The sequence below is a fragment of the Streptomyces poriticola genome, assembly GCF_036689765.1.
Taxonomy (GTDB): Bacteria; Actinomycetota; Actinomycetes; order Streptomycetales; family Streptomycetaceae; genus Streptomyces; species Streptomyces poriticola.
In genome coordinates this window covers 572,381-597,187 of sequence record NZ_JBAGKH010000001.1, presented here as the reverse complement: position 1 = coordinate 597,187, position 24,807 = coordinate 572,381, and the positions used below count along the sequence as shown (strand labels likewise).

The 24,807-nt window shown below is 74.1% G+C and carries 19 protein-coding genes; 15 read left to right on the top strand and 4 right to left on the bottom strand.

Annotated elements, in window-relative coordinates; genetic code table 11:
• Nucleotides 1–120 precede the first annotated feature (120 nt).
• The 14 genes from V5O46_RS02605 (at nt 121) to V5O46_RS02540 (ending at nt 13,678) form a co-directional block, all read left to right on the top strand.
• The gene (locus V5O46_RS02605) at nt 121–1,260 is read left to right on the top strand and encodes a prephenate dehydrogenase (RefSeq protein WP_332882707.1); all 1,140 of its coding nucleotides are present in this window, start codon (nt 121–123) and stop codon (nt 1,258–1,260) included.
• A gap of 27 nt (nt 1,261–1,287) precedes the next feature.
• The gene (locus V5O46_RS02600) at nt 1,288–1,647 is read left to right on the top strand and encodes a 5-carboxymethyl-2-hydroxymuconate Delta-isomerase (RefSeq protein ID WP_332882706.1); all 360 of its coding nucleotides are present in this window, start codon (nt 1,288–1,290) and stop codon (nt 1,645–1,647) included.
• A gap of 219 nt (nt 1,648–1,866) precedes the next feature.
• Nucleotides 1,867–2,460 carry an RNA polymerase sigma factor gene (locus tag V5O46_RS02595; protein ID WP_332882705.1) on the top strand — a complete coding sequence of 198 codons (594 nt, stop codon included), beginning with the start codon at nt 1,867–1,869 and terminating at the stop codon, nt 2,458–2,460.
• Entirely contained in the window at nt 2,457–3,257 is an 801-nt protein-coding gene (locus V5O46_RS02590) for an MGMT family protein (RefSeq protein ID WP_332882704.1), read from the top strand. Before V5O46_RS02595 ends, V5O46_RS02590 begins: the two co-directional genes overlap by 4 nt.
• 57 nt (nt 3,258–3,314) lie before the next feature.
• Complete coding sequence (locus V5O46_RS02585; RefSeq protein ID WP_332882703.1) at nt 3,315–3,872, top strand: methylated-DNA--[protein]-cysteine S-methyltransferase; 558 nt, start codon at nt 3,315–3,317, stop codon at nt 3,870–3,872.
• A 94-nt stretch (nt 3,873–3,966) separates the two neighbouring features.
• Nucleotides 3,967–4,743, top strand: coding sequence for a 2OG-Fe(II) oxygenase (locus V5O46_RS02580; RefSeq protein ID WP_332882702.1), 777 nt, complete (start codon nt 3,967–3,969; stop codon nt 4,741–4,743).
• A gap of 270 nt (nt 4,744–5,013) precedes the next feature.
• Nucleotides 5,014–6,099, top strand: coding sequence for a 50S ribosomal protein L11 methyltransferase (locus V5O46_RS02575; RefSeq protein ID WP_332882701.1), 1,086 nt, complete (start codon nt 5,014–5,016; stop codon nt 6,097–6,099).
• 94 nt (nt 6,100–6,193) lie between these two features.
• Nucleotides 6,194–7,612: an iron-containing redox enzyme family protein gene (locus V5O46_RS02570; protein ID WP_332882700.1), complete on the top strand. Its 1,419-nt coding sequence runs from the start codon at nt 6,194–6,196 to the stop codon at nt 7,610–7,612.
• On the top strand, nt 7,600–7,986 hold the full coding sequence (locus V5O46_RS02565) for a Rieske 2Fe-2S domain-containing protein (RefSeq protein ID WP_332882699.1): 387 nt from the start codon (nt 7,600–7,602) through the stop codon (nt 7,984–7,986). The genes V5O46_RS02570 and V5O46_RS02565 overlap by 13 nt, the downstream gene beginning before the upstream one ends.
• A gap of 145 nt (nt 7,987–8,131) precedes the next feature.
• Nucleotides 8,132–9,382 carry an ATP-grasp domain-containing protein gene (locus V5O46_RS02560; RefSeq protein ID WP_332882698.1) on the top strand — a complete coding sequence of 417 codons (1,251 nt, stop codon included), beginning with the start codon at nt 8,132–8,134 and terminating at the stop codon, nt 9,380–9,382.
• Nucleotides 9,379–10,746 carry an MDR family MFS transporter gene (locus V5O46_RS02555; RefSeq protein WP_332882697.1) on the top strand — a complete coding sequence of 456 codons (1,368 nt, stop codon included), beginning with the start codon at nt 9,379–9,381 and terminating at the stop codon, nt 10,744–10,746. Before V5O46_RS02560 ends, V5O46_RS02555 begins: the two co-directional genes overlap by 4 nt.
• 70 nt (nt 10,747–10,816) lie before the next feature.
• Complete coding sequence (locus V5O46_RS02550; protein ID WP_332882696.1) at nt 10,817–11,776, top strand: alpha/beta hydrolase; 960 nt, start codon at nt 10,817–10,819, stop codon at nt 11,774–11,776.
• Complete coding sequence (locus V5O46_RS02545; RefSeq protein WP_332882695.1) at nt 11,763–13,037, top strand: ATP-grasp domain-containing protein; 1,275 nt, start codon at nt 11,763–11,765, stop codon at nt 13,035–13,037. Before V5O46_RS02550 ends, V5O46_RS02545 begins: the two co-directional genes overlap by 14 nt.
• Entirely contained in the window at nt 13,034–13,678 is a 645-nt protein-coding gene (locus V5O46_RS02540; protein WP_332882694.1) for a LysE family translocator, read from the top strand. The genes V5O46_RS02545 and V5O46_RS02540 overlap by 4 nt, the downstream gene beginning before the upstream one ends.
• A 20-nt stretch (nt 13,679–13,698) precedes the next feature.
• Here V5O46_RS02540 and V5O46_RS02535 read toward each other — a convergent pair whose 3' ends face one another.
• Entirely contained in the window at nt 13,699–15,951 is a 2,253-nt protein-coding gene (locus V5O46_RS02535; protein ID WP_332882693.1) for a BTAD domain-containing putative transcriptional regulator, read from the bottom strand.
• A gap of 338 nt (nt 15,952–16,289) precedes the next feature.
• On the opposite strand from V5O46_RS02535, the gene V5O46_RS02530 reads away from it, so the two are divergent.
• Nucleotides 16,290–16,910: a hypothetical protein gene (locus V5O46_RS02530; RefSeq protein ID WP_332882692.1), complete on the top strand. Its 621-nt coding sequence runs from the start codon at nt 16,290–16,292 to the stop codon at nt 16,908–16,910.
• An 80-nt stretch (nt 16,911–16,990) separates the two neighbouring features.
• Here the strand turns inward: V5O46_RS02530 and V5O46_RS02525 are convergent, their stop codons facing one another.
• The 3 genes from V5O46_RS02525 to V5O46_RS02515 form a co-directional block, all read right to left on the bottom strand.
• A complete protein-coding gene (locus V5O46_RS02525) occupies nt 16,991–18,028 on the bottom strand; it encodes a rod shape-determining protein (protein ID WP_332882691.1) in 1,038 nt (345 codons plus the stop codon).
• A gap of 167 nt (nt 18,029–18,195) precedes the next feature.
• Complete coding sequence (locus V5O46_RS02520) at nt 18,196–23,685, bottom strand: SAV_2336 N-terminal domain-related protein (protein WP_332882690.1); 5,490 nt, start codon at nt 23,683–23,685, stop codon at nt 18,196–18,198.
• A complete protein-coding gene (locus tag V5O46_RS02515) occupies nt 23,675–24,781 on the bottom strand; it encodes an AAA family ATPase (protein ID WP_332882689.1) in 1,107 nt (368 codons plus the stop codon). Before V5O46_RS02515 ends, V5O46_RS02520 begins: the two co-directional genes overlap by 11 nt.
• Between the last annotated feature and the right edge of the window lie 26 nt (nt 24,782–24,807).

Here is a 24,807-nt window from a genome sequence, read left to right as displayed (position 1 = left end):
GCCCTTCCGAGGTCTGTCCGGGCCGGTCCGAGGCCCGTCCGAGGTCCGTCCGCGTGCCGGACGGGCCCGGACGGGCCGGGCCGCCGCGCCGCCCCACCCACCACGGTCGAGGAGCGACCCTTGCATACCGCTGCAGTCGTCGGCACCGGTCTCATCGGCACATCGATCGCCCTGGCCCTGACCGGCCGCGGAGTGACCACCCACCTGATCGACCCCAACCCCAGCAGTGTCCGTATCGCCGCCGCACGCGGAGCGGGCACGCCCGAGCCACCGTCCGCGCCGGTGGACATCGCGGTCGTCTGCGTCCCGCCCTCCGACGTCGCGAGGACCGTCGCGGCACACCAGAAGGCCGCACTGGCCAAGGCGTACACGGACGTGGCGAGCGTGAAGGCGCTGCCCTACGCCCAGTGCCTGGCCCTCGGATGCGACACCACCACCCTGGTGGGCGGGCACCCGCTGGCCGGACGGGAACGCTCCGGGCCGCTGCCCGCCCGCGCCGATCTCTTCCGCGACCGCCACTGGGTGCTCACTCCGTCCCCGGAGACCAGCGAGGACACCCTGAACCGCGCCCTGGAACTGGTCTCGCTCTGCGGCGCCGTCCCCGTGCTGCTGGACCCCCCGGACCACGACCGGGCCGTGGCGCTGGTCTCCCATCTGCCCCACCTGATGGCGAGCCTCACCGCCGCCCGGCTGCTGGAGGGCGAGGACCACCTGGTCCGGCTGGCCGGCGGCGGTCTGCGGGACGTCACCCGGATCGCCGCGGGCGACGCCACGCTGTGGACGGACATCCTCGCCGCCAACGCCCCGGCCCTCGGCGCCCTGCTCGCGCGGCTCACGGCGGACCTGCACCGGACGGCCGACGCGCTGGCCCGGATCGCCGAGGGGACACCGGAACAGCAGGACGCCGCCCTGGCGGACCTGACCGACGTCCTGCGCCGCGGCAGCGAGGGCCGCGCCCGCATAGCCGCCTCGCACGGCAGCGGAGGGCCGGGTTCCGCCACCTCGCTCTCGGTCTCCGTCGGCGGGCACCACGACCGCCACCTGGAGCGGCTGCTCGACGACGTGAGCTCGGCACGGGTCGACCTGGAGGACCTGGCGTTCCCGGACGCGGCGGCGCTGCCGCACGGGTCGGTCGAGCTCCTGGTCGCCCGGGACGCGGCGCGCCCGCTGACCGCCGCTCTTCGCGAACGGGGATGGGCGGTCCGGTCGGCCACGGAGACACCGCTCCCCGGGACGCCACCCGGTGGGCCACACCCCTGACGCACTCCGTCGCACGAGGAGAATCACATGCCGCACATCACCGTCGACTGCGACGAGCCCCTGGACGGCTTCCGCGACCGCCGCCGCTTCGCCCTCGACCTGCACACACTGGCGGCCAGGACGGTCGAGGGCAGCACCGTCGAGAGCTGCAGGACGCGCTTCCGCCGGGCCGAGGAGTCCGTCATCGCGGACGGCGGTCCCGGACACGCCCTGATCCACATCGGCTTCGCCGTCCTCCCGGGACGCGCCACGGAGACCAAGACCGCCCTGAGTCGCGCGGTACTCGACCTGGTACGCGCCCACACGGCCTCCGTACCGGACACGGTGGTCCACGCTTCGGTGGACGTCCAGGACCTCAGCGCGCCCTTCACCAAGCACGTCGAGTGAGCCGGACGTCGCTGCCCCCGGCGAGCGGACGCGTCCGGGCGCGGCCGGTGCGGCTCTGACGCATCGGCGTCCGACGCGGCACGGGGATGCCGCAGGGGCGGTCTCCCGCCCCGGCCGGCCACCGGTGTGGGGCGGTGAGAACGGGCGAGGACCCGGATCGCCCGGAGGAGGCGCCGCCGTGGTGCAACGGATTCTGCCGCGGCGGTGTTTCATTCGGTGATGGACGAGAAGGCCGAGCGGCAGTTGACCGGGCTCCTGGCGGCGGACCTCGACGACGGCTTCACCGAGCTGGTCAGGGTTCACGGCAGGGCCGTGTACACGTTCCTGCTCCGGGTGTCCGGCTCGCCCACCGAGGCGGACGACCTGGGACAGGACGTCTTCCTGCGCGCGTACACGGCCCTGCAGGAGTACGGTTCCGAGCGCAGGCGGCAGCTCAGACCGCGCGCCTGGCTTCTCACCATCGCCGCCAACGTATGGCGCAACCACCTGCGCACCTGTTCGCGCCGGCCCGCCCTGGCGGGGGTCCCCGTGGACGACCATGCCGACGCCTGGACCGACCGCAGCCCGGGCCCGGAGGAACTGGCCGCGCTGGCCGAGGACCGGCGGCGGCTGGTCAGTGCCCTGCTGGAGCTGCCGGAGCACCACCGCACGCCCGTGGTGCTCCGGCACGTGCTGGGGCTGAGCTACCCGGAAGTGGCCGAGGTGCAGCGGTGCGCGGTCGGCACCGCCAAGGCGCAGGTGTCCCGGGGCCTGAAGGGTCTGCGCCGGCTGCTGGAACCGGAGACGGCCGTGCTGGAGGAGGTGACGACATGAGGAGCGACCGCGAGGCACCGCCCCGCGAGCCGGGCAGGCCGGGACTGGCCGGGCTCGCCGCGGAACCGCCGGCCGACTTCGCCGTGCGCGTGCTGCGGCGCGTCGGCATCCCGCGCGAGACCTACGACACCTACGTCCGCCTCGACACCGCCGCCGGCGGCCTCTACGTGGCGGCGAGCCCGGACGCGGTGACCGGCGCCGCGCTGGACACGGGCGGGCTGACCGCGGCGGGGTTCGAAGAACTGCACCGTTCCCGGACCCACCGCTCGGCCGTACGGTCGGCCAGGCCGTTCCCCGGGGTCACCACGGCGCTGCGGACCGGCCGCGCCCGGCGGCTGCCCGTCGACCTGTCCCCGCTCGGGCCGGCGGACCGGGCCGTGCTGGAGGCGGTACGCGCCATCCCCGCCGGACAGCTGCGCCCGGTCGGCTGGATCGCCAGGGAGGCCGCGGCGGCCCCGGAGGCCGTGGTCGGCGGGCTGGCCCGGAACCCGGCCGCGGTGCTGATCCCCTGCCACCGCGTGACCTACGACAACGGCACCCCCTGCGACGCCGGGCACCTCCCCGAGGCGGGGGACGCGCTGCGCGCCGCCGAGGGCATCGACCTGCAGCGGGCGGCGGAGCTGCGCCGGCGCGGCGTGCTGTTCCTCGGCAGCGACACGACCCGGATCTACTGCCATCCCACCTGTGCCCACGCCCGCCGTATCACCGCGCCGCACCAGGTGCCGTTCCGCACCGCGCGCGAAGCCGGGCAGGCCGGCTACCGCGCCTGCAAGAGCTGCCGGCCCGTCAGCGCATGACGGCCGGCGGAGACCCGACAGTCACCCCGGCTGTCACGACGAACACGGAGTTGCGTCTTGCGTACCAGTAACACCCCGGGCGAGACCGCGGCGGCGGTCACGGTCTATCCCACCCCGCTGGGGCCGGTCGTGCTCGCGGCCACGGCCGACGCACTCGTCCTGTGCTGCTACGGCACCACCGAGGACGCCGCCGCCCGCCTGGCCCGGGCCGGGCTGCACTCCGTCGAGGAGGGGCGTGCGGACGCGGCCGCGCGGAAGGTGCTGGCGGAGACGCGAACCCAGCTCGACGCCTATCTGACCGGCGCACGCCGTGACTTCGCCCTGCCGGTGGACCTGCGGCTGGCCACCCCGTTCAGCCGCCGCACCGTCATGGCGCTGGACGCGTTCGTGCCGTACGGGCGCACCGCGACCTATGCGCAGCTGGCCGAGGCGCTGGACCGGCCGCGGGCCGCCCGTGCGGTCGGCACGGCCCTCGGCGCCAACCCGGTCTGCGTGGTGCTGCCGTGCCACCGGATCGTCGGCTCCCAGGGCAGTCTCAACGGATATGCGGGCGGCCTGGCCGCCAAACGGTTCCTGCTCGGCCTCGAGGCGCAGCACGGCCCGACGGCCCCCTGACCGGTGGGCGCCGGGAATCCCCCGTCACCGGCGCCCACCCCTTCCTCCACCCCTCCCGCCGCCCCTCCTTCCGCACCACGGAGAACCGAAGCGCATGAACACCTACGACACCCCTCAGTTGCCCGGGCTGGGAGAGCCGGCGCCGACGGAGCCGCAGACCGCCGACGGTGCCGGGCTTCCCGCACTGCGGCCCCTCGACTGGCCCGCCCTGGCCGCCGAGCTGGACGCGGAGGGCGTCGCGCTCACCCCGCCGCTGCTGTCGGCCGAGCAGTGCGCGGAGCTGCGGGAGATGTTCGACGAGCCGGAACTCTTCCGCAGCACGGTGACGATGGCGCGGCACCGGTTCGGCGAGGGCTCGTACCGCTACTTCGCCCACCCGCTGCCCGCGCCGGTCCTGGCCCTGCGCCGGCAGCTGTACCCGCCCCTGGCGCGCATCGCCAACACCTGGGCCGAACGGCTGGGCGAGCCCCGGTTCCCGGAACGGCACGAGGAGCTCGTCGCCGCCTGCTCCGCCGCCGGGCAGCACCGGCCGACACCCCTGCTGCTCCGCTACGAGCAGGGCGGCTACAACTGCCTGCACCAGGACGTGTACGGCGATCTCACCTTCCCGCTCCAGGTGGCGGTCCTGCTGGACCGGCCGGACCAGGACTTCACCGGCGGCGAGAGCGTGTTCGTGGAACAGCGGCCGCGCGCCCAGTCCCGGCCGATCGTCCGGCGGCCGGTCCAGGGACAGGGGCTGGTCTTCGCGGTCCACCACCGCCCGGTGCGCTCCGCCCGGGGCTGGAGCCGGGTGCTGCTGCGCCACGGGGTGAGCGCCGTGCACAGCGGGCGGCGCCATGCACTCGGCGTGATCTTCCACGACGCCCGCTGAGAGGTCTGTGGACATTCTGCGGAGGAGCAGCGGCGAAACCGTGTACGGCCGTTGCACCGGCCGGGATCTGCCGCCTCGCTCCAGCGCGCCGGAAGCCTCGGCAACGCTGCCGGTCAGCGACCTTCCACGCGGCCCGGATCTGCCGCCCCGGCTGGAGCTCGGCTGGAGAACCGCAACGACACGGTTACGTACGGTCGCTGCGACGGCGGGCCGACCCGGGTCTGCCTCGCCCCACTGTCAGCCCGGCGAGACAGCGTAAGGAGCAGTGGCATGCGGCACGTACCCGAGGCACGGGCCACGCCTGCGGAGCAGGCGGCCCGGCCGGATCCGGCGTCCCAGCCGGCGAACGGCTCGCCGTACCGTCTGGGCGCGGCTCTGCTGCAGTCGCTCGCACAGGAGTTGAGCACTCTCGCCGAAGAGGCGTCCGTGCTGCTGAGCACCCCGCCGGAGAGTCTGTCCCCGGACGCGGACGCCGTCGCCCGGATCGCCCGCCGGAACGTTCCACGCTGGCACTTCGCCATGCTCAACGACAACGGGCGCAATGCCGCCCTCGTCACCGCTCTGGAGCGGGGCGTCCCCGAGGGCGCGACGGTGCTGGACATCGGCTCCGGCAGCGGACTGCTCGCGATGGCCGCCGCCCGGGCCGGTGCGAGCCGGGTGTTCACCTGCGAGATGAACCCGCTGCTGGCCGAGGTGGCCCGGAGCGTGGTGGACACGCACGGGCTGTCCGACGTCATCACCGTGATCGGCAGGCCGTCCACCGAGCTGGACCCGGTGCGGGATCTCGGCGGACCGGTGGACGTCCTGGTCTCGGAGATCGTCGACTGCGCACTGATCGGCGAGGGCCTGCTGCCCTCCGTGCGCCATGCTCGCGAGCACCTGCTGGCCCCGGACGGGATCATGCTTCCGTCGGCGGCCCGGCTGTACGGCAGGCTGGCCAGCAGCGAGGCGGTGGCCCAGCTGAACCAGGTCACCACGGCCGGCGGCTTCGACGTCTCCCTCATGAACACCCTCGCCACCCGCGGCCACTTCCCCGTGCGGCTCAGCACCTGGCCGCACCGGTTCCTCTCCGAGGCGGCACCCCTGCTGGAGTTCGACCTGGCGCACGACCCGCTGGAGCCCGGCGAACGCGCCCTCTCCCTGTCCGCCGCCTCCGACGGGGAGGCACAGGCCCTGGTGGTCTGGTTCGAGCTGGACATGGGCGACGGCATCACCCTGTCCAACCCGCCGGACAACCCCGGCTCGCACTGGATGCAGGGCTGGATCCCGCTGGAGAAGCCGGTGCCCGTGAAGGCGGGTGACCAGGTGGCCCTCCGGCTGTGCTGGAGCGACTTCACCTTCCGCGTGAGCCTCTGACCGGTACTCGGATGCACCGGGCTCCGGACCGCTCCGGACCTTCCGGATCTTCCAGGCCCGGGACCCCTTTTCGATCAGGACCAGGGAGCAAGCGATGAGTCACGTACCACCGCACGTCCCGTTCGAACTCGGCGGCGCGGAACTGCGCGACGCGATCGTGCAGTACGCCACCGCTCCGATCTACCACGACAACATGGACTGGCAGAACCACGACAACCCGTACCGCCGGCAGCTCAGACCGCAGGTGCTGCCCCACCTCGACTACGACCGCGTCCCGGGCCGCGAGAACATCCTCGACTACCCGAGCCTGGCCGTGCAGCGCCTGCTGACCTCCGTCTACGAGGCCGATCTCGTGTTCTTCCCGAAGTCCGGCCTGAAGGGGAGGGAGGACGACTTCCGGGCCTTCTACAGCCCCGGCAACCGGGCGCTGGGCGAGCGGATCCGCCCCGCGCTGGAACGCTACGCGTTCGGCTTCCTCGACGAGGAGGTGGAGACCTCCGGCAACTGGACCGCACAGAGCCTGGACGCCTACCTGGACTCCCTCGACATGGGCGGCGGCGAGGAGCAGTCGCCGACGGAGCGGACGATCCTGGGCTCCTCCGACCCCGGGCGCGCCGCCCGGATGTGGCTGGTGCAGTTCGCGCCGGACTTCCTCTCCGAGGCCTCGCCGATGATGCGCAACGTGCTCGGCTACTACGGCCCGGCCCAGTCCGAGTGGTTCAAGGTGGTCATCGACGAGTACGGCTACGGCGTCCACGACACCAAGCACAGCACCCTGTTCGAGCGGACCCTGGAGTCGGTCGGGCTGGAGTCCGACCTCCACCGGTACTGGCAGTACTACCTGAACAGCAGCCTGCTGCTGAACAACTACTTCCACTACCTGGGCAAGAACCACGAGCTGTTCTTCCGCTACGTCGGGGCGCTCTACTACACGGAGAGCTCCCTGGTCGACTTCTGCCGCCGGGCCGACGGGCTGCTGCGCGAGGTCTTCGGCGACGGGGTGGACACCACGTACTTCACCGAGCACGTGCACATCGACCAGCACCACGGCCGGATGGCCCGCGAGAAGATCATCAAGCCGCTGGTGGACGCGCACGGCGAGGGCGTCATCCCGGAGATCGTGCGGGGCATCGAGGAGTACCGGGTGCTCCTGGACGTCGCCGACTTCGACTTCTCCGAGCAGATCGCCTGGATGGACGCGCAGCCGGAGCTGAAGAAGCTGCACGACCCGGTCTTCGACGGGCTGCGGCAGGGCCGGGTCGACGCGCCGGTGGCACACCTCGTGGAACCCCGTGGCGAACTGTCCAACACCCACTGCCACGACGGCGACGAGCTGTGCCACATCGTCTCGGGCACCATGCGTTTCGAGAGCGGTCTCGGCTCGTCGCTGACCCTGCAGGCGGGTGAGGGCGTGGTGATCAAGCGGAACCGGCTGCACGGCGCGAACATCGAGTCGGACGAGTGTGTCTACGAGATCCACTCCGTGGGGGACTACCGCGCGTGCCTGTCGTGACCTTCGCCGTCGCGGGACGGGACAACTGCGTGGTCGTCGCCGGAACCCCGTACGTCTACGCGACGGTCGGCGGCCGGGGGTTCGTGATGCGGGCCCGGTGCCCGCACCGTGGCGGTCCCCTGCACCTGGCCGGCGTCACCGGGGACGGCGTCCGGCTCGTGTGTCCGTGGCACGAGCGCAGGACCTCCGTGGCCCGGATGCGCGCGGAGGTCCCGGCCGTGCGGGTGGGGGACCGGGTCACCGCGGTCCTTCCGGACCACCCGCCGGTCCGCGGCAGGCCGGCGCCGCCGCCCGCGGGGGCATGCGGCGGCGTTGCCCTGGAGCACCGGCCGCTGGCGCCGGCGCTGACCCGCCGGCGCGCGGCGGCCGACTGACCCCGGGCGACTGCAACGGCCCGGCGACTGCAACGGTCCCGGGCGGGCCGGTGTTCTACAGAGGGCCGGTGTGTGCGCTGTGACCGGCGTGGCCCGCCGGCGCGCACACCGGACCACCAGTGACCACATGCGAGGAGAGCGGAACATGGGCATGGACGGTGGGCAACCGCTGCTGCTGCTGATCGGCAGCAGTGCACGGCGCAGCCGGGAGTTCATCCTTCGGACGGTGAGTCGACGGTATGCGCTGTGGCTGCTCCAGCCGGCCGCGGTGACCTGGGAGGAGCCCTACGTCGTCGGCAGCACCCAGGTCGACAACACCCGTCCCGAACTCCTCGTCGAGGCCGCCCGGCAGGTCGCCGCCGAGCACGAGGTGGCCGGCGTGTTCTGCTACGACGAGGGCCTGGTCACCCCGGCCGCCCAGGTGGCGCAGGCGCTCGGGCTGCCGGGGAACGCCCCGGAGGCCGTGATCGCCTGCCGCGACAAGCACGCCACGCGCAGCGCCCTGGAGCGGGCCGGGGTCGCCCAACCCGCGTCCATCGGCGTACGGTCGCCCGCCGAGGCACGGGAGGCGGCCGGGAAACTGGGCTTCCCGGTCGTCCTCAAGCCCCGCGGCCTGGCCGGCGGCATGGGCGTGTGCCGGGCGGACGGACCCGACGAGGTGGCCGGCGCCTACCGGGCGGCGTCCGCAGCCTCGTATCCGGGCGTGCCCGTCTTCGAGGTGCCGGTGCTGGTCGAGGAGTACGTCGGCGGGCCCGAGATCAGTGTCGACGCCGTCTTCTTCGAGGGCGAGGGCGTTCCTCTGGCGGTGGCCCGCAAGCAGGTGGGCCTCGCGCCCTTCTTCGAGGAGACCGGCCACGAGGTGGACGGGGCCGACCCGCTGCTGTCCGATCCGCAGCTGATCGAGGCGCTGCGGGCCAGCCACGCCGCGCTGGGCTTCCACACCGGCGTCAGCCACACCGAGTTCCGCCTCACCGCGGACGGCCCGCGGCTGATGGAGGTCAACGCCCGTCTCGGCGGCGACATGATCCCCTACCTCGGCGAGCTGGCCACCGGGGTCGACGTGGCGATGGCGGCGGCCGACGCCGCGGCGGGCCGGCGCCCCTCGACGACGCCGAGCCGGCACCGGGCCGCGGCGATCACCTTCCTGTACCCCGAACAGGACCTCGAGGTCGAGGCGGTGACGGTGCACGAGGACCGGTTCCCGCCGGAGATCCACAGCGCGGATCCGATGACCGGCCCCGGGGCCGTGCTGCGGCTGCCGCCGCGCGGGTACATCTCCCGGTACGCCAGGGTCATCTCCCTCGCGGACTCCATGGAGCAGGCCCGGGCCGCACTGCTCAAGGCGCCGGAGATCGTCGAGCTCACGGGCCGCCCGGTGGGGGAGTCCCCCCGGTGACCCCGACCCGCAGGAACTCCTCCGACTCCGAGCGGACGGGCCGGCCGTCGATCACCCAGGCGCTGCGCGGGATCCCCGGGCCGATCTGGCTGGTGCTCGTCGGGATGCTGGTCAACCGGCTCGGCAACTTCCTCCAGATCTACTTGGTCCTCTACCTCACCGCCAAGGGCTTCTCCGCTACGGAGGCGGGCCTGGCGCTCGGCGCCTACGGCGCGGGCTCCGTGGCCGGTGTGCTGGTGGGCGGCTCGGTGTCCGACCGCATCGGCTACGCGTGGACGATCGTCGCCTCCATGGCGCTCGCCGGGCTGGGCACGCTGAGCCTGCCCCACCTGGGCAGCCTGTCCCTGGTGATCGCGGTGGCCGCGCTCATCGGGCTGCTGGCGCAGATGTACCGGCCGGCCTCCTCGGCGCTGCTGGTGGAGCGCACCGACGAGGACCACCATGTGATGGTGTTCGCCGTCTACCGCATGGCGTTCAACCTCGGCACCACGGTCGGCCCGCTGCTCGGCGCCCTGCTGATCATCTACTCGTACGACCTGATCTTCTACGTCGAGGCGGTGGTGCAGCTGACCTTCGCCGCCTTCGCCCTGATCCTGGCGCGCTCCGGGGGCACGGCGAAGCCGGCCGGACACGACACCGACGGGCCGAGCCGCTCGTACGCCGCCGTGCTGCGCGACGGCCGGTACGTGCTGTTCCTGCTGGCGCTGTTCCTCAACGCCGTCGTCTACATCCAGCACACCTCCGCCCTGCCGCTGCAGCTCAAGGCCGACGGGCACAGCGTGGCCTTCTACTCCGGCCTGCTGTCGCTCAACGCCGTCATGGTGATCGCCCTGGAACTGCTGTGCACGAAGTACGTGCAGCACCTGCCCGCCAGGGTCGCCGTGGCGCTCGGCGTCGGCCTGGTCGGCGTCGGGATGAACCTGTACGTGGCGGGGCCCGCCATGGCGCTGTACGTCGTGGCCACCGTGGTGTGGACGGTCGGTGAGATGATCGGCACCCCGACCGCCTCGGCCTGGCCCGGCCGGGTCGCCCCCGGTCATCTGCGGGGCCGCTACATCGCTGCCGCCGCCTTCCCCATGCAGATCGGCTACGCCGTCGGCCCCGTGATCGGCGTCGCCGCCTGGCAGGCGTCACCGGCATCCGTGTGGTGGCTGTGCGGGCTGCTGACCGTGGGCGCCGTGGCCGCCACCCTCGCCGGGATGCGAGAGCCCCGCGCACGGGCGGACACCGGCGCGGACCCGGACGGCGGGCCGGCCGACGAGACGCCCCGGAAGTCGGCCGGGGAGGCGACCGGGAAGACGACCGGGAAGCCCACCGACGGCAAGGACGACCGGACCGCACCCGTCGCCGCCGACACCCCCTGACCCGGCCCGTCCCTCCCCGTCCGTGCCGTCCATTCCGGCACTCTGGATCCGAGAAGTGAGCGAGCTGCGCATGGCGTACGCAGATGGCATAGAGAAGTTCGTGGAGACGGTCAACGGCGCGCTGCCGCCCGACTTCTACACCTACCCCGTCGAACGGCAGCGGGTCCTGTACGACTCGCTGACCGAGGTGCTCCCCATCCCCGTCCCGGAGGGTGTCACCCACCGGGACGCGACCGTGGCGCACGAGGGCCGCACGGCCCGCATCCGCATCTACGAGCCGGCCGGCCACGCCGGCCACGCCCTGCTGTTCTACATCCGCGGCGGCGGCTTCGTCATCGGCTCGCTGCACAGCCATCACAGCCTCGTCGCCGAACTGGCCCACCGCACCGGCCTGGTCACGGTGGCGCTCGACTTCGGCATGGCACCGGAGAACCCGTTCCCCGGTCCGCTGGAGGACTGCTACGCGGGTCTGTGCGGCACCCTCGCCGGACTGCCCGGGCTCGGGCTGGGCGGCATCGACCCGGCAGGGGCGGTGATCTGCGGGGAGAGCTCCGGCGCCAACATGGCGGTGGTCCTGTCGATGATGGCGCGCGACCGGGGCGGCCCCCGGCCCCGCGGCCAGGCCGTGATCAGCCCCGTACTGGACTTCACCCGCTGGCGGCACGGCGGCGAGGACGCGCCCCTGCTCTCCGGCGGCGAGATGGAGTTCTACACCGCCTGCTACTGCCCGAAGCCGGAACAGGCCGCGGACCCCTATGTCTCGCCGCTGCGGGGCGGGGCGGCCTTCCACGGTCTTCCGCCGGCCTACGTCGTCGGCTGCGCGATGGACTCCCTGTGCGTGGACGCGGAGAAGTACACCGCCCTGCTCAAGGAGCACGGCACGCCGGTGACCTACCAGCGGGAGGAGGGGATGGTGCACGCCCCGGTGCGCGCCCGCCGGGTCAGTGCGCCGGCCGCGGACTTCTTCGCCCGCTACTGCGCCGCCGTCTCCGCACTGGCCCGGGGGGAAGCCACCGATGGCGGGCGCTGACGCGGACACGGAGCGGCGGCGCGGTCCCTGCGTCGTGGTGGACCCCTACTCCTCGGGCGCCCTCTTCCCCGAGGCCCTGCGCCGCCAGGGGGTCCCGGTCGCGGCGGTGGTGAGCAGCCCGAGCCCGCCCGAGGCGTACGCCTCCTCGTACCGGCCGCAGGACTTCCCCGAGGTCATCGTCCACGACGGCGACCCGGACGACGTCGTACGGCGGGTGCGGGCGCTTCAGCCGCGCTGTGTCGTCGCCGGCTGCGAGTCCGGGGTGGAACTGGCCGAACAGCTCGCCTCCCGGGTGCTGCCCGCGCTGGGCAACGTACCCGAACTGGCCGAGGCCCGCCGGGACAAGGGCCGGATGGCCGCGGCCGTGCACGCGGCCGGGCTGCCGGTCATCCCGCAGATCTGCACCTCCGACGCCGGGGAGGCGGCAGCCTGGCTGGAGCGGGCCGGACTGGCCGGCGCCGACCTCGTCATCAAGCCGCCCAAGAGCGCCAGCACGGACGGCGTGATCAAGGTGCCGGGCGGGGCGGACTGGCGGGCGGTGTTCGACCGGCAGCTCGGCCGGGTCAACCAGTTCGGCCAGATCGACGACCGGCTCGTCGTGCAGAAGTTCGTCACCGGCACCGAGTACGTGGTGGACACCTTCAGCCATGACGGCAAGCACTCCCTGGTCGACGTGTGCGCCTACGGAAAGGTCGACAACGGCCCGCACATGGCCGTCTACGACACCATGCGCTGGCTGCCCCCGGACGACCCGGCGGTCCCGGACCTGGCGGAGTACGTCTTCGGCGTCCTGGACGCGGTGGGCGTGCGCTACGGCTCCGCCCACGTCGAGGTGATGGGGACCGTTGACGGACCGGTGCTCATCGAGCTGGGCGCCCGTCCGCACGGCGGCGGCCAGCCGCGGTTCAACCGCAACGCCACCGGCGACAGCCAGATCGACCGGACGGTGCGCTGGCTGACCGGCGGCGAACTGCCGCAGAGCTATGAGCTGCTGACCCATCAGATGTGCGTCTTCCACATCGCCCGCCGCTCCGGGACCGTGCGCAACACCGGTGTCCTGGAGGAGATCCGGACCCTGCCGAGCCACCACTTCTCGGTGCAGAACCTGTCCGACGGCGACCGCGTCCCCGTCACCAGGGATCTCGTCGACAGTCTCAACCTCGGGTTCGCGATCCTCGCCCACCCGGACGAGGACCAGCTGATGCGGGACTACCGGTCCGTCCGCGCCCTGGAACAGCGGCTGGTCGTCGAAGAGCCGTGATCAACGCGGTCGCGTTCCTGACCAGTTCGCTGGTTGTGATCATGGCGCCGGGGCCCGACCTGGCCCTGATCACCCGCCTGGTGCTGACCGGCTCCCCGCGGACGGCTGCCCCCGCCGCGGTCGGAATGATCACGGCGGGGGGCGTTCAGGCGACCCTGGGCGCCCTGGGCCTGGCCGCGCTGCTCGCCGCACGCCCGGACCTGTTCACCGCGTTCCGCTGGGCGGGTGCCGCCGTCCTGCTCGTCTGGGCCTACCAGGCGCTGCGTTCGGTGCTGCGCCCGGCGGCCCTCGCCCCCGCCCCCGCCTCGTCCGGCCCGGAGGCGGGGGCGGATGCCGCCGCGCACGGCCGGCGACGCGCGTTCGCGCTGGGACTGCTGTGCACCGGATCCAATCCCAAGGTCGGCATCTTCCTGATGGCGTTCCTGCCGCAGTTCGTGCCGGCCGGTGTGCCCCCGGTCCCCGGGATCGCGGTCCTGGCCTGCTGCTATCTGGCTCTGGGGCTGGCCTGGCTGCTCGTGTGGATGAGGCTGGTGCACCGGCTGGCCCGGCACCTGCACTCCGCGTCCGCCCAGCGTCTGGCCAACGGGCTCACCGCCGCGGTCTTCGCCGTGTTCGCGGTGCGTCTGGCGCTGGGCACATGAGGGGTTACGGGCCGGGCTGCTCAGACCGTCTGGAAGCGTTCCGCATCCTCGTGCCCGAGCAGTGACCTCGCGTACCGGAGCAGCGGCGCAGGCACGGCGAACCGGCCGTGCACATGCTCCCGCAGCAGGCTGGCGTCGGCCAGGCTGCGCAGGATCCAGCCCGCCTCGGTCGGTGTCATGCCCGCCAGTTCGGCCATGGTGTACGGGGTGATGTCGTTGCCCCTGGTCCGGCCGAGCAGCCGGAACACCCGGCGCGTCGGCTCCGGCAGCGCCGTGTACGACAGCTCGAACGCCGCCTGGACCGAGGACAGCAAATGGTCTCCCGCGTCGGAGGTCCGCCGGAAGATGCCCGTGTCCTGCAATTCGGCGTAGTACTGGGCGATGCTGAGGCAGGGGTGCTGCACCAGACGCGTCGCGAGGATCCGGAGCACCAGGGGCAGACCGCCGCAGTACCTGCCCAGGGCCGCTGCGGCGAGGAGTTCCCGGCCGACCCGTTCCGGCCCCAGCAGCCGGACCAGCAGCGCCAGGGTCTCGTCCTCGTCCAGTGCGTCGACGGCGACCCGCTGGATCCCCTCCCTGGCCGCCAGACCGGGCACGGTGTTGCGGCTGGTGACGAGCACGGCGCATCCGGCGTCGCCGGGGATCAGGGGCCGTATCTGGTCCTCGTTGCGCGCGTTGTCGACGACCACCAGGACGCGTCTGCCGGACAGCTGTGTGCGGTAGAGGTACGTCGCCTCGTCGAGGGTGCCGGGGATCCGGTCCCCCGGAAGGCCGAGGGCGCGCAGGAACGAGGCCAGGGCCTCCCGGGTGTCCAGGGGACGGTCGCGGGCGTGGCCGTGCAGGTCGACGTAGAGCTGCCCGTCCGGGAAACGGTCGCGCACCCGGTGCGCCCACGTCAGCGCGAGCGCCGTCTTGCCCACGCCGGGCGGCCCGGTGACGAGTGCGGCCGGGACCTGTCCGTCCCGCTCGCCCGGGGCGAGGAGCAACTGGTCCAGCTCCGCGACCTGTGCGGCGCGCCCGACGAAGTGCCGGGGCCGGCCGGGCAGCTGCGACGGCCTGACCTCGGGCGGCGGGGCGGGGGCCGGAGCACCGGCGTCCCAGGGGGCGGTCACCGCCGGTCGGGTCGGCAGCTCGCTCCCGGACCAGATCAGCTCCTGCTGCAGGACCTGCAGATGGGCCCGGCGGATCTCCTGACCCGGTTGCAGTCCCAGCTCGGCGTCGAGCCGCTGGGTGATCCCGGTGAACACCCTCAGCGCCTCGGACTGCTCGCCGCAGCTGGCCAGCGCCAGCATGAGCAGCGCCTGCAGCCTCTCGTTCAACGGCTCGTCCTCGGCCGCCGCGCGCAACGCCGGGACCACCTGCTCCGGCTGCCGGAACCGCAGCGCGAGATCCGCGTACAGCAGCAGGTTCTCGATCCGCTGATGGGCCGCGGCCGTGGCCGCCGGGTGCAGGGCCAGCTGGGGCTCGTCCGCCAGGATCGGGCCGCGCCAGCAGCGGTGCGCGAGCGCCGCGAACTCGTAGGCCGCCGCCAGGTCTCCGCCGGTCCGGGCCTGCCGCGCCGCTTCCGCCAGATCGTGGAACCGGGTCAGATCGACCGCGTCGCGTCCGACGGCCAGCGCGTAGCCGAGCGGGGTGCGGACCAGACACGAGGTGTCCCGGTCCGCCGTACCCGAACCCGTACCCGTACCCGGACTCGGACTCGGACCCGTACCCGGACTCGGACCCGTACCCGGACTCGGACCGGTGCCGGAGGAGCGCAGCAGGCCGCGCCCCTGACTCACATAGGTGTGGATCAGCTTCTGGTACGAGCGCGGCGGTTCCTTGGGCCAGAGGGTGCGGCCTATTTCATCGAGGCCGGCCGACCCGGGGTGGCAGAGGGCGAGCAGGGACAACAGCCTCCGCAGCTTGAAAGCGCGTACTTCGGTCACTCTGCCGCCCCGCTCGACGGTGAGGCTGCCGAGAATGCCGATACGCAGGCCCGGTTCGCCCCGATCGGCGGGTTTCCGGCTGCTTCTTATGGAGCGCCGGATGTCGTCGACATCCAGTCCGAGAATGTTCGCCAGACTCTGCAGTGTTCGCGTCTGCGGTTGTTCCACCCGGCCGCTCTCGATGTCGCGCAGGGCCCGCACACTGATCCCGGACAGTTCGGCGAACTCGCGCTGTGTCATGCCCGTACGCTCCCGGAACGTGCGGACCCGGGTGCGGAACGGATGTGATTCCCGCAGGTCGAGACGGTGGTCCGGGACGGATCCGGTGTTTCCAAGGTTCGGCATGGCCCCCCCGGCGCCGAGCGATGACTCAGATTCCCGTCAAAGTGTCCTCCCGGGAGATATCGAGACCCGCTGCTCTCGCATCCCCCCGGCACTGCCCGATCGCGGGGAATCATAGGCTCGAGTGGCTTGATCCCGCAATTGACGCGCCAGTGAACTCGGGCCGGCCGGGGAATATTCTCGACGGCGCAAAATCACCGGCCGACGCAATTGTCCGAAAAAGAGGTTGACCGGCTCCGGGGGAGGTGTGCCGCCGGGCGTCCGGCGGCGGCGCTCGGTCGCGGGGTCACGCTTCCGCAACGCGCCCTTCGGACCCGGTGCCGAGCGGGCAGCATGCTCGCATGCAGATGACGGAGCCGTTCGCGGCGACAACTGCCGCTGTCGCACCGGTGATTCTCCTCGTGGCAGCAATCGAGGTAGCCGCGTACCAGAAGGCCGTCCGGGACTGGGTGAGCGGCCTGACGGAGCAACTGGAGCCGGAGCTGAGATCGCTGCAGCAGGCCCCGCCCGAGGTGCGGTCGGCGGCGCAGCGCCGGCTGCTCCAGGACCGGGGAACCACGGTCGGCGCCGGGATCCTGCGGTTGGGCGCTCAGTTCTACCAAGGCCTCTTCTGGTCGGTGATCACGGTGGGGCAGGTGTGGGCGACCGTGTACTGCCTGGCCTGGCTCGCCGACCCGGACCAGCCGCGGGCCCCGGAAGCGGCCGGGGGGTGTCTGGCTGCCGTCGGCATCGGAGCCCTGGCGGTGGCGGCGTTCCCCGTCTACCGGCTGCTGGGCTCGCCGTTGGCCCCCGTGGCCGAGCGGATGCTGGAGGCCGAGCTGAGGAAGCGGCTCGCCGGGCGTGGCGACGGGGCCGCCGGAGCAGGTGCTGCGGCCGGAACGGGGGAGGGGGACGGAGCCGGCCACGGGGCCGGAACCGGGGAGGGGACCCGGGACGGCGCACCGGTGCGCGGTCAGGAGTGACCGCCGCCACGGCCGGCTCGCCGGTCGAGCCCCCGCCGTCGCCGCCGGACCTGCCGCGGGCTGCACCCCGTGTCGCCGCGTCAGTCGGCGGCCGGGTTCAGCGTCAGCGGCTCGACCTTGCCCTCCAGCATGGTGCCCAGACCCTGCACGGCGCAGATGTCGGGCCGCTCGGCGATGTGCACCGGCATGCCGGTCGCCTGCCGCAGCATCTGGTCGAAGCCGGGCAGCAGCGCACTGCCGCCGACCATCATGATCCCGCGGTCGGCGAGATCGGCGACCAGATCCGGCGGGCACTCCCGCAGCACCTTGCCGATGCCGTCCAGCACGCCGGTCAGCGGTGTCTGGATGGCGTCCCGGACGGCGGCGGTGTCGACCTGCACACTGCGCGCCAGTCCGGTGGCGACGTCCCGGCCGTGGATCTCGGTGGACGCCGGACCCTGCGGGGTGAGGCCGTTGCCGGACAGGGCGAGCTGCAGCGGCCGTACCGACTGGCTGGGCAGCACCAGCTCGTGATGGTGGCGCAGATGCTGCACGATCGCGTGGTCGACGGCCTCGCCGCCCACCGGGATCCGCTCCGCCGTCACGATCGAGCCGAGCGAGAGCACCGCGACATGGGTGGCGTGCGCCCCGCACACCATGATCATCGTCGCTTCGGGCTGCTCCACGGGCAGCCCGCAGCCGACGGCCGCGGCGATCAGCGTGTCGACCAGCTCGACGCGGCGCGCCCCGAGGCCGACGAGGGTCTCGATGGCCGCGCGCTGGGCCAGCGGATCGGCGTCGTGCGGGGTGCAGGCCGCGGCGCGCAGCCGGGGTTTTCGGCGCAGCGCGCGGCGCACCTTGTCGCCGAGCAGATGCCGCAGCATCCGCTGTGCCATCTCGATGTCGACGACCGTGCCGCCGGACACGGGCCGGACGACGCGGATGTACGCGGGGGTGCGGCCGGTCATCTTCTCGGCGAGCTCGCCGACCGCGATGAGTGCGCCGGTGCGGGTGTTGACCGCGGCGGCGGAAGGCTGATCGACGATCAGGCCGGTGCCCTTCACGTACACCCTGGTCCGCGCCGCGCCCAGGTCGACGGCGAAGTGGCAGCGGCGCAGCTGCTCCAGACTGGCGGTCATCGGGGCCTTCCTTCGTGGATACCCCCGGCTTCAGCCGGGCGGCGCGAGCACGGACCGTGAGGGCCGCCGGGTGGCCGGCCTCCCTACGCATCGTGCGGGCGGCCCGGGGTCGGGCGCCTGCTGGAGGGGGCCGGGAGGGGGGCCGCTGAATGGGGGTTGTCGGGTCGTCAGCGCTCCTCGGCCGCGGTCAGCAGCGGCCGTAGACCGGGTACGAGAAGGGTGCTGCGGTCCGCCTCGCCCAGCCGCCGCCGGGCCGGCTCCCCGGGCGCGTGGCCGACGAAGTGCAGGCCGAGGTCCGCCGCGGCCGACCGCTCGGCGGCACTGGAACCGATCAGCACGCAGTCGGCGGGGACGGCGCTGAGCCGGTCCAGGGCACGGTCGAGGACGTCCGGGTCGGGCAGGAGGCGGGCGAGATCGGCGTCACGGCCGTGCACCCCGCCGGTCACCGTCAGGCCCTGCCGCCACAGGTACTTCTCCACCGGGCCCGCCGCCCGGTCGGTCACCACCGCGACCGGCACCCCGCGCTCGTGCAGGGTCCGGATCAGCCGGTTGGCCAGGGGGACGGGCCGTGCGGTGCGCGCCGCCAGCTCCTCGTGCCCGTCGAGCCGCGCGCCCGCCTCGCGGGCGAGCCGGTGCCCGGCCAGAGCCCGGGCCAGGTCGAGCGTCCCGGCCGGGCCGTCCGCGGGGACGGCCCCGCCCCCCGGCTGCAGCGGGCCCTTCCCCGACAGCGCGTCCTCGGGGTCGCGTTCCTCGACGAGGAACCGCATGACGTCCAGGAGCACGTCCCGCTCCGCGGCCGGCCGGAAGAGCCGGGCCACCACGTCGTCGAAGCCGAGGAGCACACAGCGGGCGCGCCGCAGCACCTCCCCGGCCGTGTACGGGCGCCGGCTGCCCGGAGCGAACCGGCCCGAGCCGGTGATCCAGCGGACGGAGTAACCGGGCACGGTCGGTGAGGGGAGCGCCGCGGCGGGGTCGCCCCCGGCCGTCCGGCGGGCCTCGGCCAGCGCGTCGTCCAGGATCCGGCCCATGTCGACCCCGGGTCGCGCCGCCGCCCTCACGGGATCGCGGACCCGCCAGGTCGCCCCCAGGCCGGCGATGTCCGAGGTGAAGTGATGCTCCGTGAGGTCCACCTCGTAGTACGTCCACGTCGACCGGGTGCCCCCCGGCGCCGACCGTACCCGGGCGGCGTCGTGGGGCACGAGCGTGCCGTCGGGCATCCGCAGGACGACCGTCCGCAAGCGGTCGGGGGCGAGGGGGACCCAGCCGCCGGACGGCATCGGGAAGGGGCCGCGCACCGCGGTGGCGTCCGGCCGCACCTCCGGCGTGGTGGCCGCGCCGGGCCGGTGCACCAGGTGGTACCAGCCCGATCCGTCGGCCAGCGGCCGGAACACGTCCGGCGGGAAAAGGGGACCGGCCTCCCCCTCCTCGTACACCTCCTCGTGGTGCAGCAGGTCCGACAGGGCGATGATCGCCTGTGCCGGGGAGCCGGCCAGCGCGGCCCGGACCGCCGTACGGGCGGCGCGCCGGCCCTCTTCCTCGCCGTCCGGCCCGAACCAGGCCTGCCAGAACTCCACCCGCAGTCGTAGGCCGCCCACCAGCGCGAGGTGCACGGGCAGTGCCTCCACGGTCGCCCGGAGCAGCCCGCCGAGCTCCGTCATGGGCGCCAGCTGCACGAGCACGCCCGTCTCCGGGTCGTGCAGGAGCTGATAGGCGTCGGTGCCCAGTCCGCTGTCCGCCAGCAGCCGGGTGACCAGGTCGACGAGAGCGGAGTGTGCGGTGTCGTCCTCCGCGGCGTCGGCGAACGTGTAGTGGCCCCAGGTGCGATAGCCGGCGTCGGCGTCCCACGGATCGTCCTCGTCCCGGTCCTCCTCCTCGAACTCCTCCCAGAACGCCTCCTCGTCGCCTCGGTCGTCGCCACGGTCGTCGGGACCCCCGCCCCGGTCGTCGTCGAGACGCCCGCCCCGGTCGTCGTCGGCAGCGTCACCCTCGTCGGGGTCCGGCCGCGCGCCCCAGCCGGCCACGAGCACCGGCTCCGGCTCCGCGTCCTCCTCCAGCTCCGCGAGGATCGGCCGCCATCTCTCGTCCTCCGTCGGGAACGGGCCCTCCGGCAGCTCGTCCGGGGCCGCCAGGGAGCCGGCGCCGGGCGGTTCCTCGTAGTCCGCCACGTCACCGGGGGAGTCCGGCGGACCCCCGTGGTCCGCACGCAGCTCCCGGCCCAGGGCCAGCAGCTCCGGGTTCCGGCCACCGGACAGCTCGTACTCCTCGTACACCTCCAAGGCCTCCTCCACGCGCCCCTGGTGGCGCAGCGCGGTCAGGTAGAGGCGGCGGAAGTCCTCGCGGAAGGGGTGGGCTTGCAGCAGGGCGGCCAGATCCGTGGCGGCCCGGTCGTGGTCGCCGAGCGTCAGGTCGAGTTCGGCGCGTCGACCGTACAGGGCCAGGTGCAGCCGCAGCAGGCGGGTGCGTGCGGTACGGGCGGCCGGGCCCGGCACGTCCGCCAGGGGGTCGCCGTCCGGCCACAGCCCCAGCGCCTCGGTGATGTGCGCGCGGGCGTCGGCGTACGCGCCCGCCGCCTCGTCCGCCTCGGCGCTCCGCACCAGCTCCTCGCAGCGCACCACGTCCACGTAGTCGGCGCTGGTGTGCAGCGCGTAGCCGTGGGACGGCACCGCGAGCGCACCGGGGCCCAGCACGGTCGCCAGCCGCGCCGCCATACCGCGCAACTCGGCCCGCGGGTCGCGCGGTTCGTCGCCCGGGTCCCACAGGCCCCACCGCAGCTCCTCGTGGGTGACCGTGCGGCCGTGCTTGAGCAGCAGCATGGCGAGCAGCGCCCGCAGGTCCGCGGGCAGGCCGGGGGCGCCGTCCGGGAGTTCGACGCGCATCGGGCCGAGGGCGTGGTAGCGGCGCCGCTCGTACGCCTCCCGGGCCCGGCGGAGCGGCTCGGGTCCGGTGAGCAGGTCCAGACCCTGGGCCTGCGACCCGTACGACCGGGACATCAGCTGGTCCAGTGCGTGCGCGTACGGGCTGCGCAGCGCCCGGGGCAGACGGGTGAGCTGCCGGGAGTCGATCGGCACGGTCAGATGCGAGGTGCCCGACGCCAGCTGCAGCAGCAGCTCGCACAGCGCGCGCAGGTCCTCGGAACGGCCGCCGGGGCGGGCCGACCGCCCCGGGGCGAAGAGGCTGAGCTTGACCGTGCCGTCCGGCAGCAGCACCACCCGGGAGGCCTCCAGCGCGCCGTGCGTGGCCCCTGCCCGGTGCACCGCGCCGAGCGCCTCCGCCAACTGCGCCCCGACCGACACGATCAGCGGCGCAGGAAGCCGGTCGCCGGAGCGCCGGGTGAGGATGTTCAGGCCGATGCCGTCCAGATGCTCCATCACCACGTACGGCGTGCCGTCCGCCACACCGGCGTCCAGGACGGCCACCACGTTGGGGTGGCCGAGCTGCCGCAGCCGCCGCGCGTCCCGCAGGAACGCGTCGCGGGCCGCGCGGTCGGTGACGGCGGCGTGCAGCCGGACCGTCACCGTGCGCCCGCCGACGGTGTCCTCGGCCAGCCACACCCTGCCGGTCGGGGTCAGCCGGCGCACCAACCGGTACCGGTCCCCGAGCCCCGCCGGGAACGGCACCCGGTCCACTTCCGCGCTCGGCGCGGGCGACCCGGCAGGCCCCGGCCCGGCGTCGGTGTCCGGTGTCGGGTGGGCGTGCGGGGCGTGCATCGGGTCGGCTTCGGCGTCCGGCCCCGGGCGGACGGCCGGGCCGATGTCCGTGGCCGGTCTCGGGTCGGTGTCCGTGCCTGGTGTCGAGTTGGTGTCTGTGGTCGGTGCCGGGTCGGTGTCCGTGGCTGGCGTCGAGTTGGTGTCTGCGGTCGGCACCGAGCCGGTGTCTGTGGTCGGTGTCGGGTCGGTGTCTGCGGTCGGCACCGAGCCCTTGCCCGTGACCGGTGTCGGGTCGGTGTCCGGGGCCGGTGCCGGGTCGGTGTCCGGGGCCGGTGCCGGCCCGGTGGCGGTCAGCCGCCGTGCGCTCTCCGCGCTGATCGTGGCGAACGCCTCGCCGCCCGCCCCGCTCTCGCCGCCGTCCGGGTCCGGGGTCACCGCGCGGAACTCGCCCGGGGAGCGGCCCGCCCGCTCGTCGATCAGACCGCCGGTGCGCAGCAGCAGCTCGTGGGTGCGGGTGCGGGCGGTGCGGGGCAGTCCGCGCAGCAGCAGGTCGCGGACGCCGGGCCGGAATGCGTACGAGCCGGGTGGACCGGCGACGGTGGTGAGCATGCCGCTGAGGATCACCTCGGCCAGGTGCTGCGGGCGCGGCTGCGGCTCGACCGCGGCCTGCACCAGCCGCATGACCGGCAGGTCCGGGCGTCCCAGGGCCAGATGACCGGCCAGCCGGAACGCCTCCGGTGAGGCGGTCGCCCGGAACCGCAGCACCAGGTCCTCGGCGGTCAGCCGGGCGACGTCGGTCCGGTCGTCGGCGTCGGCGGGCAGCGGGCGGTGCAGCGCCGCCGCCGAGCCCGGGTACCCGGTGCCGCCCGGGCTCGCGACCAGCGCGGCCCAGTTCGCCAGCCACTCGGGGCCGGGCTCCAGCACGGGGACGGGCACCGCGCCCTCGGGGAAGGGTCCGTCGGCGGCGTCGTACGGGGTGAAGGCGAGCGCCGTGCCCGGGGCGGCCCGGTGCGGGGCCGACAGCAGGCCGGGCACCGGCGGCAGTGCCGTGTCCCGCCACAGGTGTTCCGGCAGCGGCTGGACGACGGCCAGCGGCATCCGGCGCGCCCAGCGGCGCAGGGCGGCGAACCAGCGGTCGCCGGCCGGCCCCGCCCGCCACTGGGGGCCGCTGCAGTCGCTGACCAGGAGCGTGACCGTACGCCCGTCGGCGGGGGCGTACGCGGCGTCGCCGACCACCGTGCCGTCCGGCTCGGCCCGGTGCAGGGTGACGGTGCGGAAGACGCCCGACTGGGCGAGCGCCGTGTGCAGTTCGCCGACCAGGGGGCGCCAGACCGGCATCGTGGGGCCGACGTCGTGCACGAGGTGCAGCCGCAGCCAGCGCTCGCGCACCGGGCGCATGACCGGCAGCCACCAGGCGGGGTCCGCGCCGAGCCGGGCGATGCGGTCGGCGGTCGCCGCCTCGTCCACCTCCTGGCCCGCGGGCGCGTCGGTACGGCGCTGCAGCGGGCGCAGGGAGCGCTGCAGCGCCAGCGGGTGGCGCAGCATCGGCGGGGCGGGGGCCAGCAGGGCGGCGTGGGGCTCGGAGTCCGTCGGTCCGGGGCCAGGATCCTCCTCCCGGTTCCTGCCTTCGCCCCTGTCCCTGTCCCTGTCCCTGTCCGGGTCCTGGTCCGGGCCCGGACGGGGAGCCGGGGGCGGGAGCGGCAGGTGCAGCGGGGCGCGGGGCGGCTCGGGGGCGGTGGGCGGCCGTTCGGGCCGGGGGAGCCGGTCGTCCGGCCGGTGCGGGGGAGTCGGCGTGGAGGTGTCGGCGGCGGACTCGGGCGGTGACTCGGTGGTCGGGTCCGGCGGCGGCGCGTCGTCCCGGCCGGACTCGGCGCCCGGTGCCATGTGCCGGGCCAGCCAGAGGAGTTCGGCCAGCTCCTGCGGGGACGGGCGCCGGCCCGAGCCCGCCCGGGCCAGCACGTCGGCCAGCTGGGCCAGGGGCTCCGGTGCCGCCGGGCGGTCAGAAGGCATCGGGCTGCGGGGACCGGCCCAGGTACGGCATCAGCTGCTGGGCCAGGTCGTCCAGGGAGTCCGCGCCGAGTCCGGAGGCACGGGCGAGGTAGATGGCGTTCAGCAGCTGGTCCGTGGCCAGCTCGCCGCTGTCGACCCGGGACAGGAACCGCTCGATCAGCTGCTCGGCGTAGGCGTCGGGCTCCCCCAGATGCGCGCGGACGATCCCGGCCAGCTGCCGGTCGTCGGGCTGGCGCAGCCGCAGGGAGATGCAGCGGCGCAGGAAGGCGGGCGGGAACTCGCGCTCGCCGTTGCTGGTGAGGACGACGAACGGGAAGGCGCGGCAGCGGACCCGGCCGCGCTCCACCGGCACCCGCCGGTCGGTGCCGTCGATCATCACCTCGGCTCGGCCGTCCGGCGTGTCCCGGGAGGAGCGGACCAGCTCCGGGATCTCGTACTGGCCCTCCTCCAACACGTTGAGCAGGTCGTTGGGCAGGTCGAGGTCGCTCTTGTCGATCTCGTCGATGAGCAGGGCGCGCGGGCGGGCGTAGGGGAGGAGAGCGGTTCCGAGCGGGCCGAGGCGCAGATGGTTCTCGACATCGCTCGCGCCGGCGACGCGGCTCTCGCCGGTCTCCCCGGGAGTGCCGGGCAGGCCGGTTCCGCCCGTCGTGCGGGTTCCGGCGGTCGTGCGGGTTCCGCCGGTCGTGCCGGTGGCGGCCTGGCGGGCCGCGTAGAGCCGGGAGAGCGGGTCGTACTGGTAGAGGCCGTCGTGGAGCGTGCTGCGGCTGGTGATGTTCCAGCGCAGGACCGGGCCGAGCCGCAGCTCGCGGGCGACCGCGTAGGCGAGGGACGACTTGCCGGTGCCGGGCGGGCCGGTGACCAGCAGAGGGCGGCGCAGATAGAGGGCCGCGTTGACGAGCTGCACGGTCTCCTCGGTGGCCCGGTAGGTCGTGGCGCGGTGGGCGCGGTCGGGGGAGACGGCGGCCCGGTCGTCGCCGTCGTCCGGGGGGTCGAGCACCGGCCGGCCGTCGAAGGCCCGCCAGGGCGGGGGCGGCGGCAGTTCCGCGATGCCGTCGTGCGGTTCCATCGCGCCGGTGTAGACGGGCCACAAGGGCATGGTTCTTCTCTCCGGTGGGTGTTCTC